This window comes from Streptomyces sp. NPDC029151 (assembly GCF_055564315.1).
In genome coordinates this window covers 11,665-28,586 of the sequence record NZ_JBVHWQ010000018.1, presented here as the reverse complement: position 1 = coordinate 28,586, position 16,922 = coordinate 11,665, and the positions used below count along the sequence as shown (strand labels likewise).

The 16,922-nt window shown below is 73.1% G+C and carries 13 protein-coding genes; 5 read left to right on the top strand and 8 right to left on the bottom strand.

The window, feature by feature from the left end; all coding sequences use genetic code 11:
- Positions 1 to 115 precede the first annotated feature (115 nt).
- Together ACZ4VF_RS37010 and ACZ4VF_RS37005 are read right to left on the bottom strand one after the other, a co-directional pair.
- Positions 116 to 3,688, bottom strand: coding sequence for an ATP-dependent helicase (locus ACZ4VF_RS37010; protein WP_467931566.1), 3,573 nt, complete (start codon positions 3,686 to 3,688; stop codon positions 116 to 118).
- Positions 3,689 to 3,945: 257 nt separating this feature from the next.
- Complete coding sequence (locus ACZ4VF_RS37005) at positions 3,946 to 4,332, bottom strand: MGMT family protein (RefSeq protein WP_467931565.1); 387 nt, start codon at positions 4,330 to 4,332, stop codon at positions 3,946 to 3,948.
- Positions 4,333 to 4,518: 186 nt separating this feature from the next.
- On the opposite strand from ACZ4VF_RS37005, the gene ACZ4VF_RS37000 reads away from it, so the two are divergent.
- The 4 genes from ACZ4VF_RS37000 (at position 4,519) to ACZ4VF_RS36985 (ending at position 11,499) form a co-directional block, all read left to right on the top strand.
- Complete coding sequence (locus ACZ4VF_RS37000; protein ID WP_467931564.1) at positions 4,519 to 7,581, top strand: lysylphosphatidylglycerol synthase transmembrane domain-containing protein; 3,063 nt, start codon at positions 4,519 to 4,521, stop codon at positions 7,579 to 7,581.
- Between the two features lie 94 nt (positions 7,582 to 7,675).
- Positions 7,676 to 9,220 carry an alpha/beta hydrolase gene (locus ACZ4VF_RS36995; protein WP_467931562.1) on the top strand — a complete coding sequence of 515 codons (1,545 nt, stop codon included), beginning with the start codon at positions 7,676 to 7,678 and terminating at the stop codon, positions 9,218 to 9,220.
- A gap of 146 nt (positions 9,221 to 9,366) precedes the next feature.
- Complete coding sequence (locus ACZ4VF_RS36990; protein ID WP_467931561.1) at positions 9,367 to 10,926, top strand: alpha/beta hydrolase; 1,560 nt, start codon at positions 9,367 to 9,369, stop codon at positions 10,924 to 10,926.
- Between the two features lie 156 nt (positions 10,927 to 11,082).
- Positions 11,083 to 11,499 carry a hypothetical protein gene (locus ACZ4VF_RS36985; protein WP_467931560.1) on the top strand — a complete coding sequence of 139 codons (417 nt, stop codon included), beginning with the start codon at positions 11,083 to 11,085 and terminating at the stop codon, positions 11,497 to 11,499.
- Positions 11,500 to 11,563: 64 nt separating this feature from the next.
- Here the strand turns inward: ACZ4VF_RS36985 and ACZ4VF_RS36980 are convergent, their stop codons facing one another.
- The gene (locus ACZ4VF_RS36980; protein ID WP_467931558.1) at positions 11,564 to 11,704 is read right to left on the bottom strand and encodes a hypothetical protein; all 141 of its coding nucleotides are present in this window, start codon (positions 11,702 to 11,704) and stop codon (positions 11,564 to 11,566) included.
- Between the two features lie 476 nt (positions 11,705 to 12,180).
- Between ACZ4VF_RS36980 and ACZ4VF_RS36975 the strand changes: the two genes are divergently transcribed.
- Complete coding sequence (locus tag ACZ4VF_RS36975) at positions 12,181 to 12,750, top strand: DUF3566 domain-containing protein (RefSeq protein ID WP_467931557.1); 570 nt, start codon at positions 12,181 to 12,183, stop codon at positions 12,748 to 12,750.
- A 287-nt stretch (positions 12,751 to 13,037) separates the two neighbouring features.
- Here ACZ4VF_RS36975 and ACZ4VF_RS36970 read toward each other — a convergent pair whose 3' ends face one another.
- From ACZ4VF_RS36970 to ACZ4VF_RS36950, 5 genes are all read right to left on the bottom strand, one after another.
- A complete protein-coding gene (locus tag ACZ4VF_RS36970) occupies positions 13,038 to 13,298 on the bottom strand; it encodes a hypothetical protein (protein ID WP_467931556.1) in 261 nt (86 codons plus the stop codon).
- A gap of 40 nt (positions 13,299 to 13,338) precedes the next feature.
- On the bottom strand, positions 13,339 to 13,617 hold the full coding sequence (locus ACZ4VF_RS36965) for a hypothetical protein (protein ID WP_467931554.1): 279 nt from the start codon (positions 13,615 to 13,617) through the stop codon (positions 13,339 to 13,341).
- A 189-nt stretch (positions 13,618 to 13,806) separates the two neighbouring features.
- Positions 13,807 to 14,985: an adenylyltransferase/sulfurtransferase MoeZ gene (gene moeZ / locus ACZ4VF_RS36960; RefSeq protein ID WP_467931553.1), complete on the bottom strand. Its 1,179-nt coding sequence runs from the start codon at positions 14,983 to 14,985 to the stop codon at positions 13,807 to 13,809.
- 63 nt (positions 14,986 to 15,048) lie between these two features.
- Positions 15,049 to 15,798 carry a spherulation-specific family 4 protein gene (locus tag ACZ4VF_RS36955; protein ID WP_467931552.1) on the bottom strand — a complete coding sequence of 250 codons (750 nt, stop codon included), beginning with the start codon at positions 15,796 to 15,798 and terminating at the stop codon, positions 15,049 to 15,051.
- Entirely contained in the window at positions 15,786 to 16,745 is a 960-nt protein-coding gene (locus ACZ4VF_RS36950; RefSeq protein ID WP_467931550.1) for an NAD-dependent epimerase/dehydratase family protein, read from the bottom strand. The genes ACZ4VF_RS36955 and ACZ4VF_RS36950 overlap by 13 nt, the downstream gene beginning before the upstream one ends.
- Between the last annotated feature and the right edge of the window lie 177 nt (positions 16,746 to 16,922).

The following is a 16,922-nucleotide window of genomic DNA, read 5'->3' as shown; positions in this document are numbered from 1 at the left end:
CCCATGCGGTCACCCGGCCCCGAGCAACCGCCTCGGACCACGAGCGGGCACCCCCCTCCGGCCGCGTACCGGTCACCCGTCGGCTGCTCCGGGGCGTCCGGCGTACCCGGGCCGCTCACTCGATCACGTGCCGTCCCTCCGGCCTGGCACTGCACGAGGCGCGGAACGCGCAGTGCGTGCAGTGCTGCCCGGTCGTGGGGGTGAACCGTTCGTCCAGGACCTTCCCGGCGGCGGTGGCCAGCAGCTCGCCGACCCATTCCCCCGCCAGCGGCTCCTGGGTCTGCACCTTGGGCAGGCTGTCGCCGCCGTCGCGTCGTGCGGCACCCTGGCGCAGGTGGACCAGTTCGGCGCCGCCCGGTTCGGGGCGTACGCCGTCGAAGGCCTCGTCGACGGCGCCTTCGCGGAGGGCGAGCTGGTAGACGGCGAGCTGCGGGTGCCGCTCCACCTCGCGCGCGGTGGGCGCCTGCTTGCCGGTCTTGAAGTCGACCACGTAGGCCCGGCCCTCGGCGTCCGTCTCGACGCGGTCCATCTGGCCACGGATGCGGACCTGGTAGTCGCCGGCTTCGAGGGTGACGTCGAAGTCCTGCTCGCTCGCCACCGGGGTACGGCCGGCCCGGTCCAGGACGTGCCAGTTCAGGAGGCGTTCGAGCGCCCCGCGCGCGTTGTCCTTCTCCTGCTGCGACTTCCAGGGCGCGTCGAAGGCGAGCGCGTTCCACACGGAGTCCAGGCGCTCCATGAGGACGTCGAGGTCGGCGGGGGTGCGGCCGGAGGCGACCTCGTCGGCGAGGACGTGGACGACGTTGCCGAAGCCCTGCGCGGCGGTGGCGGGGGCGTCGGCCTTCACCTCACGGCCCAGGAACCACTGCAGGGCGCAGGTGTTGGCGAGCTGGTCGAGGGCACTGCCGGAGAGCACCACGGGCTGGTCGCGGTCGCGCAGCGGCACCTTGCTCTCGGTCGGCTCGAACATGCCCCACCAGCGGTAGGGGTGCGCGGACGGCACCAGCGGGCGGCCGTCCTCGTCGGCGAGCGCGGCGAGCCGGGCGAGCCGGTGGGCGGCGGCCTCCCGCAGCGCGGCCGACGCGCGCGGGTCGACGGTGGTCGCGCGCAGCTCGGCGACGAGGGCCGCGACGGACAGCGGGCGGCGGGGGCGCGCGGTGACGTCCCTGGGCTCGACGCCCAGCTCGGTCAGGAACCGGGACGGCTGGTCGCCGTCGTCGGCCGGGGCCTTCACGGCGGTGACGACGAGCCGGTCACGCGCGCGCGTGGCGGCGACGTAGAACAGGCGGCGCTCCTCCGCGAGCAGCGCCCCCGGGGTGAGCGGCTCGGCGAGTCCGTCGCGACCGATGCGGTCGGCCTCCAGCAGGGAGCCGCGCCGTCGCAGGTCGGGCCACAGACCCTCCTGGACACCGGCGACGACGACGAGCCGCCACTCCAGGCCCTTGGCGCGGTGCGCGGTCATCACGCGGACGGCGTCGGGCCGCACCACGCGGCGGGCGAGCGTGTCGGCGGCTATGTCCTCGGCCTCGATCTCCTCCAGGAAGTTCAGGGCGCCTCGCCCTCCGGTGCGCTCCTCCGCGCGCGCGGCGGTGGCGAACAGGGCGCAGACGGCGTCCAGGTCCCGGTCGGCGTTGCGGCCGGCCGCGCCGCCGCGCCGGGCGGCCCGCTCCAGGCGCCCAGGCCACGGTGTGCCCTCCCAGAGGTCCCACAGCGCCTCCTCGGCCGTACCGCCGCCGGAGAGGCGTTCACGGGCCTTGCGCAGCAGCGCGCCGAGGCGCTGTGCCCCGCGCGCGTAGGCCGGGTCGTGCACGGCCAGGCGCTCGGGTTCGGCGAGCGCCCGCGCGAGCAGTTCGTCGGACGGGGGCGGCAGCGGGTTCCCGGCGGCCCGCTCCTCCTCGCGCAGGGCGCGCCCGAGGCGGCGCAGGTCGGCGGCGTCCATGCCCGCGAGCGGGGAGGTGAGCAGGGTGAGGGCGGTCTCGGTGTCGAGCCAGCAGGCGTCGGGGGCTCCGGTGTCGTCGGCGGCCGCCGCCCCCGGTGCCGGGTCGGCCTCGGCGGCCGGTGACGAATCGCCCTCCGCGGAGGGTGCCGTGTCGCCTTCCCCGGCCGGAAGCTCCTCACCGGCGGCGAGCTGCTCCTCGCCGGCGTGCTGCTCGTCGGTGACGGGCTGCTCCTCGGCAGCAGGCTCCTCGTCGGTGGCGGGCCGCTCGTCGGTGGCAGGCTCCTCGTCGGCGCCGCGCCGCTCGCCGGCGGGCCGCTCGCCGGCGGGCTCCTCGTCCGTGGCCGGTTCCTCGCGGCGCCGTGTCTCCGCCGTGGCCACCGCGCGCAGGGCCGTGAGCAGCGGGGCCACGGCGGGCTCGTGCCTCAGGGGCAGGTCGTCACCGTCGATGTCCACGGGGACGCCGGCCGCGGTGAGGGCCCGGCGCAGGGTCGGGAGGCGCGAGCCGGCGCGCACCAGGACGGCCATGTCGCTCCAGCGGACGCCGTCCTCCAGGTGCGCGCGGCGCAGCAGGTCCGCGATGTTGTCCAGTTCCGCGCCGGGCGTCGGGTACGTGTGGACCTCGACCCGGCCGCCGTCGCGCACGGCGGCCGGCTCACGGTGGGCGCGGACCTTGTCGGCGGGCAGCCGGGTCAGCGGCATGCGCTGGGTGACGAGACGGGTGGCGGCGAGCAGGGCGGCGCCGGAGCGGCGGGAGGTGCGCAGCACCTCGACGGGGGCGGGGCGGCCGTCCGCGCGCGGGAAGGCCGCCGGGAAGTCGAGGATGCCGTTCACGTCGGCGCCGCGGAAGGCGTAGATCGACTGATCGGGGTCGCCGAACGCGACCAGGGTGCGGCCGCCGCCGGCCAGGGCGTGCAGGAGCCGGACCTGGGCGGGGTCGGTGTCCTGGTACTCGTCCACGTACACGGCGTCGTACCGGGCGGCGAGCCGGGCCGCCGTCGTGGGGCCGCCGGCCAGCAGGACCGCGCGGTGGACCAGTTCCGCGTAGTCGATCACACCCTGGAGGTCGAGGGTGTCCAGGTACTCGGCGAGGAAGGCGGCAGCCGCCCGCCAGTCGGGGCGGCCGATGCGGCGGGCGAAGGCGTCCAGGGCGTCCGGGCCGAGGCCCAGCTCGCGGCTGCGGGCGAGGACGGCACGGACCTCGTCGGCGAAGCCGCGCGTGGTCAGGCAGGCGCGCAGCTCGTCCGGCCAGCGCACGTGGGTCAGGCCGAGCCGCTCCAGTTCGGGCTGGCCGGCGAGCAGCTCACGGACGGCCACGTCCTGCTCGGGGCCGGAGAGCAGGCGCAGGGGTTCGGCGAACCGGCCGCTGTCCTGGTGGGCACGGACCAGCGCGTAGCAGTACGAGTGGAACGTGGTCGCCCGGGGCGCGCGGGCCGCGCCCATGCGCAGGGCCATGCGGTCGCGCAGGTCGACGGCGGCCTTGCGGCTGAACGTGAGCACCAGGATCCGCTCGGGGTCGCCGCCCCCGGCGATCCGCGCGGCCACGGACTCGACGAGGGTGGTGGTCTTTCCGGTGCCGGGACCGGCCAGGACCAGAAGTGGTCCGGTGCGGTGGTCAACCACAGCCCGCTGCCGAGCGTCCAGAGGAGGGGGATCCACGATGGCCGGTGGGGTACGGACCAGTCGGTAAGCGCCACGGCTCCCCTGCCGCACCGGGGGGTGCGGCAGGCGACTGGTGGAGGAAGAGGTGCTCACGTGGTTGGCCGGTCCTGGTGGTCGTGCTGGCGGGCGGGCGGTCACGCGCGCGAGGCGGTGACCGCGGGGTGAGGGGGACACGTGGTGCCGACGCTACGCCGCCGCTCCGGACGGAGGCAGAACTTCCGGTTGTTCCCTCGCGGCGCTCGGGCCACGCGCGTCCCTCACCCCACGAACGTACGGCATGCCACGGACGTCCCCCGTGTCACCCGAACGGACCACAGGTCTGCCCTGGCGGCAGCCGATGGCGGAAGCTGTCAGATGTGACCCTCCGCGTCCGCGCCCCCCTCCCACCGGGCCCGTCGCATGTCGAGCCGCGGCAGATGACCCTCGGTGGTCCGGCCGGCCTGCTTCAGCGGGGTGCCCTCCGCGCGATAGTGGTCGAGCGCGCGCAGCTCGTGCCCGGGCAGCAGCACGCCGTCGGCACGCACCACACGCCACCAGGGGACGGCGCCACCGTAGAGAGCCATCACCCGGCCCACCTGACGCGGGCCGCCCTCCTCCAGCCACTCGGCGACATCGCCGTACGTCATCACCCGGCCCGGCGGAATCCGCTCCGCGACGTCGAGGACCCGCTCGGCGTACTCCGGCAACGCGTCCGCGTACCCCTCGCGGGCGTCCTGGGGAGGGCTCTGCTCGCTCATTCCCCCCATCCTGCCGCACCCCGCCGGCGTCCCCGCGGGCTGAGCGGGGCGCGGCCCCCTCGCCCCCGGGCGGTCCTTCCGGCAGACTGTGCGCCCGCGCATCCGCACCCTGATGCCCGCGTGTGCCGGCGGGGCATGCCACCATCGTGCGGGCGGTGACTGGTGATACGAGACCAAGAAGAGACCATGAAGGAGCAGGGCGTGCACCCCGATGGAGCGGCGGGCACCCCTGACGCCTCCGCGCGCCCCGGTACCGCCCGCACGGGCGAGAGCGGCACCGGCGCGCCCCAGGAAGACACCGGTCCGCAGGCGGACGACGGCACGCGCGCGGGGGAAGGCGGACACGCGTCCCAAGAGGCGGGGGAAGGCGAGCCCGCGGCCGGGGAGAACGACGTCACGCGCGCGGGAGCAGGCGAACCCGCGACCCGGGAGGACAGCGCCGCCCGCGCGGGGACAGGCGGCCCCGGGGACGAGAAGACCGACGCCACGCGCGCGCGTGGCGGCGACACGGAGAGCTCCGCGACAGACGCGTCCGGCTCCGGGGGCCCGCCCACGGGGCAGCCCGCGTCCGGCTCCGGGGGCCCGCCCACGGGGCAGCCCGCGTCCGGCCCGGGGAGCCCGCCCACGGGGCAGCCCCCGTGCGCCGACGACGATCCCCACGCCGAGCAGGTGGAGGGCGACGAACCGCTGCTCCCCGCGCGCGTGCACCGCCCCTCCGACCTCATGCGGCTCCTGGTGGGCGTCCTCGCCATCGTGGTGCTGCTCGCGATCGCCGCGTTCGCGCACGGCACCACCTCCGGCCTCGAACAGGACATCAACAAGGGCACCGGTCAGGCCCCGGACCTGCTCATCAAGATCGCGGGGCTGGCGTCCAGCATCGCGATCCTCCTGGTGCCGGTCGCCTTCGCGATCGAACGGCTGATCAAACGGGACGGGCTGCGCATCGCCGACGGCGTCCTCGCGGCCGTCCTGGCCCACGGAGTGACGCTCGCCACCGACCTGTGGGTCGCCCGGGCCGCCCCGGACTCGATCCAGGAGGCTCTCACCCAGCCCTCGCCGGGAGACATCCACGCCCTGACCGACCCGGTGCACGGCTATCTGGCCCCCGTCATCGCCTACATGACGGCCGTCGGCATGTCCCGCAGACCCAGATGGCGCGCGGTGCTGTGGATCGTGCTGCTGCTCGACGCGTTCTCGATGCTGGTCACCGGCTACACGACCCCCTTCTCGATCATCCTGACGGTCCTCATCGGCTGGACCATCGCCTACGGCACCCTGTACGCGGTCGGCTCCCCCAACGTCCGCCCGACCGGCCAGACCCTCATGGCGGGCCTCAGGCACGTCGGCTTCCACCCGGTGTCCACGGCCCGTGAGGAGGCCGTGGACACCGAGAACGGCGACCGGGGCCGGCGCTACTTCGTCACCCTGGAGGACGGCCCGCCGCTGGACGTCACCGTCGTGGACCGGGAACAGCAGGCGCAGGGCTTCTTCTACCGCGCGTGGCGCAATCTCACCCTGCGCGGCTTCGCCACCCGCTCCAGCCTCCAGTCGCTGCGCCAGGCGCTGGAGCAGGAGGCGCTGCTGGCGTACGCGGCGATCGCGGCGGGCGCCAACGCGCCCAAGCTGATCGCCACCTCGGAGCTGGGTCCGGACGCGGTCATGCTCGTCTACGAGCACACCGGCGGGCGCACGCTGGACTCGCTGGCCGACGAGGAGATCACCGACGAGCTGCTGCGCAACACCTGGCACCAGGTCCGGGCGCTCCAGTCCCGGCGCATCGCGCACCGCAGGCTGGCCGGGGACGCGATTCTGGTGGATCGTTCCGGCAGGGTCATCCTCACCGAGCTGCGCGGCGGCGAGATCGCGGCCGGCGAGCTGCTGCTGCGCATGGACGTCGCCCAGCTGGTCACCACGCTCGGCCTGCGGGTCGGCGCCGAGCGGGCGGTGGCCTCGGCGGTCCGCGTGCTCGGCCCGGACGCCGTCGCCGACTGCCTGCCGATGCTCCAGCCGATCGCGCTGACGCGCTCCACGCGCGCGACGCTGCGCCGGCTGGCCCGGGAACGCGCCCAGCGCGAACGCGAGGCGGTGCTGGAGGCCTCCCGGCAGGCCAAGCAGGCCCCTGCGGAGGAGGCGTCCGAGACGGCCCCGCCCGCCGGGGACAAGCCCGACAAGAAGACGGTCCGCGCCGAGCAGCGCGCGGAGAAGCGGGCCATCGACGAAGCCGTCGAAGAGGCCCGCGAGGAGGACCTGCTCACCCAGATCCGGCACGAGGTCCTGCGGATCAGGCCGCAGGCGCCCGTGGAGCCGGCCCGGCTGGAGCGGATCCGCCCCCGCACGCTCATCAGCTTCATCGCCGGTGCGATCGGCGCGTACTACCTGCTGACGCAGCTCACCCACATCGAGTTCGGCACGCTGTTCGCACAGGCCCAGTGGGGCTGGGTGGCGGCGGCGGTGCTGTTCTCCGCGCTGAGCTACGTCGCCGCGGCGATGGCCCTGCTGGGCTTCGTACCGGAGCGGGTGCCGTTCCCGCGGACCGTGGCGGCGCAGGTCGCCGGATCGTTCGTGAAGATCGTGGCACCGGCCGCGGTCGGCGGTGTGGCCCTCAACACCCGCTTCCTGCAACGCGCCGGCGTACGGCCGGGGCTCGCGGTGGCGAGTGTCGGCGCCTCCCAGCTGTTCGGGCTCGGCTGCCACATCCTGATGCTGCTGTCCTTCGGCTATCTGACCGGCACCGAGAAGACCCCCTCCCTGTCGCCGTCCCGCACGGTCATCGCGGGCCTGCTGACCGTGGCCGTGCTGGTCCTCGTCGTCACCTCGGTGCCGTTCCTGCGGAAGTTCGTCGTCACGCGCGTGAGGTCGCTGTTCGCCGGTGTCGTACCGCGCATGCTCGATGTGCTGCAGCGGCCCCAGAAGCTCGTCACCGGCATCGGCGGCATGCTCCTGCTGACCGCCTGCTTCGTGATGTGCCTGGACGCCTCCATCCGGGCCTTCGGCGACGGGTCGGTGTCGCTGAGCATCGCCAGCGTCGCCGTCGTCTTCCTCGCCGGCAACGCGCTCGGATCCGCGGCGCCCACCCCGGGCGGCGTGGGGGCGGTCGAGGCGACGCTCACCGTCGGTCTGATCGCCGTGGGCCTGCCCAAGGAGGTCGCCGCCCCGGCCGTGCTGCTGTTCCGGCTGCTGACCCTGTGGCTGCCGGTGCTGCCGGGCTGGCTGGCCTTCAACCACCTCACCCGCAAGGGAGCCCTGTGAGGACACCGCGGCGGTGCGCGTGCCCCGCGGGGTGAGGTAGCTCGTACGGCCCGTGCCCCGCGCGCCCCGGCGCGCACGCCCCCACGATGGGAGTATGGCGAACCGCTCCGGGCTGCGTGCCGTCGCGCTGACCACCACCGCTGTACTGCTCTCCGCTGCGCTGGCCGGTTGCGGCGCCAAAGAGGAGCACGGGGACCTCACGGCGCAGAAGCTGGACTGGCAGGACTGCCCGGCGCCCTCCGGCGCGGAGGGCGGCGGCAGCGCCCCGTCCCCGCTGCCGGGCGGCGCCAAGTGGCAGTGCGCCACCATGAAGGCACCGCTGGACTGGGGCAGGCCCCAGGGCGACACGATCGACATCGCCCTGATCCGCGCCCGGGCCAGCGGTCCGGCGAGCGAACGGATCGGCTCGCTCGTGTTCAACTTCGGCGGCCCGGGCGGCAGCGGCGTCAGCACCCTGCCCGCGTTCGGCTCCGACTACACGGCCCTGCGCACCCGCTACGACCTGGTCAGCTTCGATCCGCGCGGGGTCGGCCGCAGCGCACCGGTGGAGTGCGAGAGCGACGCCCAGCTGGACGAGTACTTCCAGCAGGACGCCACCCCCGACGACGCCGCCGAGCGCGCGCAGCTGCTGCAGCGCACCCGGCAGTTCAACACGGCCTGCGAGAAGAACTCCAAGAAGATCCTCCCGCATGTGCGCACCACCGACGCGGCCCGCGACATGGACCTGATGCGGCAGGTCCTCGGCGACGACAAGCTGCACTACTTCGGCATCTCCTACGGCACCGAACTCGGCGGCGTCTACGCCCACCTCTTCCCCGGGCACGTCGGCCGGGCCGTCCTCGACGCCGTCGTGGACCCCACGCAGAACTCGGAGCAGAGCGCCCTCGGCCAGGCCAGGGGCTTCCAGCTCGCGCTCGACAACTTCGCGAAGGACTGCACCTCGAAGACCACGGACTGCCCGATCGGCGACACCGAGCAGGAGGTCAAGGACCGCATCGCGCACCTCCTCGCCGACCTGGAGAAAAAGCCGATCCCGGGGATCTTCCCCCGCCAGCTGACCCAGACGGCCGCCACCAACGGCATCGCGCAGTCCCTGTACTCGAAGGACTTCTGGCAGTACCTCACCGAAGGGCTGGAGGAGGCGTACGACGGCGACGGCAAGATCCTCATGCTGCTGTCCGACTCGATGAACGGCCGCAACGAGAACGGCGAGTACAGCAACCTCACCGCGGCTAACATCGCCATCAACTGCGCCGACGACAAACCGCGCTACACCACGGACGACGTCCAGCGGAGGCTGCCCGAGTTCCGCGCCGCCTCCCCGCTGTTCGGGGACTACCTGGCCTGGGGCATGATCAGCTGCACCGACTGGGCCGTACCGGGCGCCGCCGACCACCCCGACGTCAGCGCACCGGGCGCGGCGCACATCCTCGTCGTCGGCAACACCGGCGACCCGGCCACCCCGTACGAGGGCGCGCGGAAGATGGTGGACGCGCTCGGCAAGGGTGTCGGCGTCGAGATGACGTACAAGGGCCAGGGGCACGGCGCGTACGACAGCAAGAACAAGTGCGTGCAGGGCGCGGTGAACGGCTACCTGCTCGACGGGAAACTGCCGAAGGCCGGCACCGTCTGCACCTGACCGACCTGACCGACCCCGGCCCACCGAGAGCAGGAAGCCGCAGGTCAGTGGGTTATCCACAGGCTTCCGCACGGCGAGCCCGCGGCGCCTACCATGGCCTGGAACGCCCGCCGCGACACATGCGGCGGGTCTGTCAGGGGGTGGGCATGATGCGATTCCTGCGGTGGACGGCCGCGGTGGCCGCCGGGCTGCTGCTGGCCGGCTGCGGCGGCTCGTCCGACGGGGGCGCAAGCGGGGACGAGGGCAAGGGAACCGGCTCGGCTCCCCCGTCGGCGTCGCGTTCCACAGCCGCACCGCCCCCGGCGGACCTTCCGTCCTCCCTCACCTCCCAGCGCCTACACTGGCAGCGCTGCAAGGCCACCGGCGGCTCCTCCGCACCGGGCGACGCCTGGCGGTGCGCGACACTCAAGGTGCCGCTCGACTGGTCCCGGCCGGACGGCGACACGATCGGCCTCGCCCTCGTCCGCTCCCGGGCGACCGGCGGCGACCGCATCGGCTCGCTGCTGTTCAACTTCGGCGGTCCCGGCGGCTCGGGTGTCTCGACGATGCCCTACTTCGAGTCGTCCGTCTCCGCCCTCCACAAGCGCTACGACCTGGTGAGCTGGGATCCCCGCGGAGTCGGCGGGAGCGAGGGCGTCCGCTGCCGCGGCGACCGCGAGATCGAGGCCGCCGAGTCGGTGGACGCCACCCCCGACACCCCGGCCGAGGAGAAGGCGTACTTCCGGGACGCCACCGACTTCGGCAGGGGCTGCCAGAAGGCCGCCGGGCCCCTGCTGGCCCATGTCTCCACCACGGACACCGCACGCGACATGGACCTGATGCGCCAGGTCCTCGGCGACGACGAGCTGCACTACTTCGGCATGTCCTACGGCACGGAACTCGGCGGCGTCTACGCCCACTTGTTCCCGCGCCGGGTGGGCCGGCTGGTGCTGGACGCGGTGGTCGACCCGACCGCGGACACGGTGGGTCACGCCGAGAACCAGGCCCGCGGCTTCCAACGGGCCCTGGACGACTACCTGAAGTCCACCGGCCAGGACCCCGAGCAGGGCTCCCGTAAGATCGCCGCCCTGCTGACCCGGCTCGACGCCAAGCCGCTGCCGACCTCCTCGGAGCGGAAGCTCACCCAGACTCTCGCGGTCACCGGGATCATCCTGCCGCTGTACAGCGAGTCGATGTGGCCGCGGCTGACCAGCGCCCTCACCTCGGCGGAACGGGGCGACGGTTCGGGTCTGCTGGCGCTCGCCGACGAATACAACGACCGCGACCCCTCGGGCCGCTACGGCACCATGACCCACGCCCAGCGGGTCATATCGTGTCTGGACGACAGGCAGCGGCCGACGCTCGCCGAGACGAAGCGGCGGCTGACCGGCTTCGAGCGGATCTCACCGGTGTTCGGGGACTTCCTGGGCTGGGACACGGCCGGCTGGTGCCACGACTGGCCGGTGCCGGGTCAGTACGACACCCCGGAGGTCAGCGCGCCGGGCGCGGCGCCGATCCTGCTGGTCGGCACCACCGGCGACCCCGCCACCCCGTACGAGGGCACCCGCAGGATGGCCGACGAGCTGGGCCGGGGCGTGGGCGTCGAACTCACCTGGAAGGGCGAGGGACACGGGGCGTACGGCAACGGCAGCGACTGCGTCGACTCGGCGGTGGACGCCTACCTGCTGAACGGCAAGGTGCCGAAGGACGGCACGGAATGCTCCTGACGCGAACGGTTTGCGGCAGGAGGCGGCGAGACGACACCGCGGACCACGAGCATTCGCCCTGTGGTCAGTGCCGGGTCCCGGTGGGTGCTTGACGTCCGACCGGGACATCGTGGCCTACTGGCTGCCATGGCGGACCGTTTCCCCGAGATCACCTCCGTGGAGGAGTTCATCCGGCTGCGCCGGAGTGAGGACCCGGCTGAGTACGACCGCTCGGCGTGGGCGCCTCTTCCGCTGCCCGTCTGGTGGGAGCTGGTACGCGACCATCCCGACATGCGTTTCTGGGCCGCGCACAACAGGACGGTCCCGCCGGAGATCCTGGCCGAGTTGGTCAAGGATCCGGACTGGCGGGTCCGGGACCGGGTGGCGAGCAAGCGCAACTGCCCGCCTGAGCTGCTGGAACGGTTGTCCGGTGATCCGCATGACTCGGTGCGAAGGCTCGTCGCCGGCCATCCACGCTCGCCGCGCTCGGCAGTCGCGCGTCTGGTCGACGACCCTTGGCCGGTCGTGGCGCAGGAGGCCCGTCTTCGGCTGGCCGACTGGCCTTCCGAAGGGTCGTCCCCCGATCATTCCTGACGAGGTATCCACTCGATCTCCGGCGGTCGCGTTCACCGGCCCGGCAGCCTCTCGCGCCGCGGCGTCATTCACAGTCGACCTGCTCCGGGCTCGCGCTGTCCGGCACAGGCGGCGGTGGCGGCGGGAACAGGCGGTCTTCCAGAGCGGGCAGCCCGAACAGCATGAGAAGCAGCACCACCGGGAGGAGCACAGCCAGTACGATCACGGCGCCCTCCCGAGAAACTACCGATCATGGCTGTTGCCCGTCGGCAAGCGCGCCACCTCCACCGTGCGGCCGAACGGGGGGCACCGCACACGGGGAGGCCGCCCGCGTAGGCCGAACAGGTGAGGCGCCGGCGACGAATGCAAGAGCCGGTGGCGACTGAAGCGGCTCGGATCCGGCCGTGCACCGGCCCGTTGAGGAGGCCGACCCGGCACGATCACTCTCCGTGATCGCCGGGGTGCGCGGTGACACGTCTGCCCATACCGTCGCAGGTGTGGCCCAACCAGGGAGTGGACATGAGCCGAACCAAGCGCATCAGGACCCGTAGCACGGCTCGTCTGCGGGCGCCGAGGACCGGATCCCGCAGCGTGACGGCACCGACGGCGCCCACCCCGGCGGCATGCGAACCCGAGTCGCCGCGGCCGGCGCCGAGCCCTGGTCAGTCCCTGCCGCACGCTCCACCGCGCCGGTCCGCCCGCGTGCGCATAACCGAGACCAACCCGTGGTCCGTCACGGTGATGAGCTTCCTGTTCCTGGGGGGCCTCGGGGCGTGCGTGCTGGGCACCGTGCTCACCGCGTCGGTGATGCTGGCCATCTTGGTCCCGGGCGTGTGGCCGACGCCGTCGGAGACGCTGTCCGTCGCCACCGTGGTCGTCACACTGGAGGTCTTCCTGGGCACCGGCCTGGCCGGGCTGTGCAGCCTCATGTATAACTACACCGCCCGGTTCAGCGGAGGCGTCGAAGTGGCCCTGACCGACGATCTGAGCGATCCGACACCGGTCGCCCGGGCCCTCCACCTCATGACGCGGCTCCACGACCGCGCCCGGCAGCGTCTGCGTACTCGTCTGCCGGGCAACGTCCCGGACACCCATCGCCTCGCCCGTGGGCGTCACGGCGGCACTCCCCCACCCGGCGCCGAAGGCGGCCGGCCCCCCATCGACCGTAGCCTCGGTTTCCCGCTCCCACCCGGGCACTCCGAGGGCCCGGAGGGCAAGCGGCCGGAGCAGGCAGGACACCGGCGGAACAGCCCCGCCGACACCAGCGGCTGACATCCGGTCTCGAAGAACTGGGCCCTGCGGTGCAGTCGCTGATTCAGCGGGTCCCAACCGCTCAGCGAGGTCGCCCGACGCCGGCCGACCGCCGCCCCCCACGTCACGCCGGCCGTAGCATCGGAGTCCCCACCGGACCCCGGCTGTACGGCAGTGAGGTTCCCCGTGCCCCGGTCGTACCCGATCGAGCGGGAAACCACGGGGAGCAGCGGGCAGCCACGGTAGCCGGGCACGAGAACGGCCCCTGACCGAACATCCAGGTCAGAGGCCGTTTGCCACGACGGTTCTCAAGGTTGTGTGGGGCACGCGGCCCTGCGACGCGAACCCCACGCCCTGAACCGGCCGCTCACGAAGACGCCTACGCCGATGGACAGCGCGATCAACAGGACCGACGGCGCGCCGTCGACGGTCACGTGACGGCCTGCGGCTGCCGAAGACACCAGGAAGGCAATCGCCGTGAAAGTCGCGCCGGCCGCGGTGAGGAAGACCGCGATCTCGGCCCACCACATCGCCCGCGTCGGTTGAGTCATCATGGCGATGTTGTACATGACGCATCCCGTAGCCGTACAGCAGAGCGGCCGGACCGGGTCAGCTCAGCTCGTCCTCGGCCATGCCGATGGCGACGGGAAACGCCTCCAGGAACTCGCGCCGTGCCGGATCTTGCTCCGCTTCGGCCAAGTCCGCGAGTACCCGCAAGAGCCGTTCGCGTTGGTCCGAGGGCAGTTGCCGCAGCACCCCGCCCACGCTCTCCATCGTCTTCACCGCGGAGTCCGGATCGACTTCCTCGTCCTCGCAGCCGTCCAGCCACCGAACGATGTCCACGAGCAGTCCGGTGAGTCCCGGCACGAGCGGGTCCGTGTCAGTCATCCGTGCAACGTAGCCGATCCCTACGACACCGCTTCCGTGCGGACTCTTCCCGGCCGGCCGTCAACACCCCGGGCCGTCCCCGGGCCGTACGGGGTCAGCCGACGACGGCCGACGACGGCAGAGGCCCACGGCTGCGACCTGGTCGGAGCCGTGGGCCTCGTCAGCCTCGCTGGCGGGCGAGGCCGGTGATCAGTAGACCGGCTTGTGCGGTTCGATCTGGTTGACCCAGCCGATGACGCCGCCGCCGACGTGGACCGCGTCGGCGAAGCCCGCGGACTTCAGGACCGCGAGGACTTCCGCACTGCGGACACCCGTCTTGCAATGCAGGACGATCTTCCTGTCCTGCGGGAGGCCCTCCAGGGCGGTGCCCATGAGGAACTCGTTCTTCGGAATCAGCCGGGCGCCCGGGATGGAGACGATCTCGTACTCGTTCGGCTCGCGGACGTCGATGATCTCGATGTTCTCGCCGTCGTCGATCCACTCCTTGAGCTGCTTCGGAGTGATGGTCGAGCCGGCGGCCGCCTCCTGGGCCTCCTCGGAGACGACGCCGCAGAAGGCCTCGTAGTCGATCAGCTCGGTGACGGTCGGGTTCTCGCCGCAGACCGCGCAGTTCGGGTCCTTGCGGACCTTGACCTGGCGGTACTGCATCTCCAGGGCGTCGTAGATCATCAGACGGCCGACCAGCGGCTCGCCGATGCCGGCGAGGAGCTTGATGGCCTCGTTGACCTGGATGGAGCCGATGGACGCGCACAGCACGCCCAGGACACCGCCCTCGGCGCAGGAGGGAACCATGCCGGGGGGCGGGGGCTCCGGGTACAGGCAGCGGTAGCAGGGGCCGTGCTCGGACCAGAAGACCGAAGCCTGGCCGTCGAAGCGGTAGATCGAACCCCACACGTACGGCTTGTTCAGCAGCACGCAGGCGTCGTTGACCAGGTAGCGGGTCGCGAAGTTGTCCGTGCCGTCGACGATCAGGTCGTACTGGCCGAAGATCTCCATCACGTTGTCGGCTTCCAGCCGCTCCTCGTGAAGGACCACGTTCACGTACGGGTTGATGCCCTTGACACTGTCGCGCGCGGACTCGGCCTTGGAGCGGCCGATGTCGGCCTGGCTGTGGATGATCTGGCGCTGCAGGTTCGACTCGTCGACCTCGTCGAACTCCACGATGCCGAGGGTGCCCACGCCCGCGGCGGCCAGGTACATCAGCGCCGGCGAGCCCAGGCCGCCGGCGCCCACACAGAGCACCTTGGCGTTCTTCAGCCGCTTCTGCCCGTCCATCCCGACGTCGGGGATGATCAGGTGGCGGGAGTACCTGCGAACCTCGTCTACGGTGAGCTCGGCAGCGGGCTCGACCAGGGGTGGCAACGACACGGGGACTCCGTTGGTCGGTCAATCACTACAGTTGTTCTCCTGGTAACACTGCCACGGCCTTCTTCATTCCGAGACACCCGTTCCGACTCGCGAGACGATGTCGTCCCAGTAGCCGGGCATCGTCTCCCAGGGGTCCACGCGGCCGCCCCTGTCCGTGCGGTCCGTGAAGTAGACGGTCGCCGCTCCCTGCCAGCGGGCGATCCGCAGCGCCTCGTCGAGATGGCCGCGGGGCACGCTGTGCACGAAGTGGCAGAAGCGGTCGGGCGGGTAGTCGGCGGTCCACTCGGCCACCTGCGACCAGCGGTAGTCGGACCAGGAGCCGGCGAAGGTCACCAGCTGGTCGGCGGTCTCGGCGTAGCCGGGGTGCGGGTGGCGGCCGTGACCGAGGACGATGTGGGCGGTGTCGGTGATCGCCCGGAGGGTGGTGACCGCGCGGTGGACCTCGGGCAGCGCGGTCCGCTCGGTGGGGCAGCGGTCCAGCAGGAAGCCGTCGACCCGGTACCAGTCCAGGTGGCGGTGGGCGTCGGAGAGCAGCTCGCCGAAGACCCGGGCGCCGTAGGTGAGGTCCAGGTGGCCGAGGACGCGCACGCCCGCGGCCCGCAGCCGGACGGCGGCCTCCAGGCAGTGCGGGTCGGGGCGGCTGCCGGGGCCGGCCGCGACGTCGAGGACCACCCAGTCCAGCGGGGTGCCGGGGCGGGTGAGTTCCGCCCACTGGGCCGGGGCGACGAGCGGGTGGGCGTAACCGGGGACACCGAGGGCGGTGCGGACGCCGGTGCCGGTGCTGCCCGGGGTGCTGCTGGTCAGATGCGGCATGCCGCCTCCATCCAGATGTCGGCCAGGGACTCTTCGAGGTTGATGCGGGGACGCCAGCCGAGCCGGTCGCGCGCGGTGCGCACGTCGGCCTGCTGCCAGCTGCCGCAGCCGTCCGGGTAGGGGTACGCCACCGGGACCTGGTGTTCGGAGTCGGGGCGCGGGTGGGCGAGGGCGCCGCGCAGCGGCCCGGGCGGGGTGTCGAGTTCGTGGAGGGCACCGCCGTACCCGGCCACGCGCGCGAGGACGGCGGCGGCGTCTCTGAGGCGGACGGCGCGGCCGGAGCCGATGTTGATCACCCCCTGCGCGGCGGAGAGCGAGGCGGCGTGCACGGCCCGGGCGACGTCGCGTACGTCCACGAAGTCCCGCTGGACGCCGAGGCCGCCCAGTTTGAGTTCGCCGTCGCCGGACTGCATGGCGCGGCGCATGGCCTCCGCCAGGCGGCCCAGCGGAGAGCCGGCCGGGGTGCCGGGGCCGGCCGGTGAGAAGACGCGCAGGACGACGGCGTCCAGGCCGGAGCCGAGGACCAGTTCGGTCGCGGCGAGCTTGCTGACACCGTACGGGCCGCCGGGGCGGGGTACGGCGTCCTCGGCCGTGGAGGAGCCGGGCTGGCTCGGACCGTACTCGGAGCCGCAGCCGATCTGCACCAGGCGGGCGCCGCAGCCGCTGCGGCGCAGTGCCTCGCAGACGGTGGCGACGGCGACGGTGTTGTGCCGGGTGAGTTCGCGGGCGCCGCCGCGGGTGGCGCCGGCGCAGTTGACGACGACCCCGGGGTGGACCGCGTCGAGGAAGCGGGTGAGCGCGCCCGGGCTGCCGGTGGCGAGGTCGAAGCGGACGTCGGCGTCGTCGCCGCGGCCGAGCGCGGTCAGCTGGACGGCCGGGTCGGCGAGCAGGCGGTCGGCGACGAAACGGCCGATGAACCCGTTGGCTCCGATCAGCAGGACCCTCATCGGGCGGCTCCCGGGGTGTGCGCGCCGGTGGTGCCGGCCGTGTCGACGGCTCGTGCGGCTGCTCCGGAGGCGCCGGCGGTTCCGGGCGCCCCGGCTCGGGAGGTGGTCATCTGGTGTTCTCCTTCAGAAGGGTCGTGCGGATGCCTCCGGCGGCCGGACGGGGCCGGTGGCGGAAGG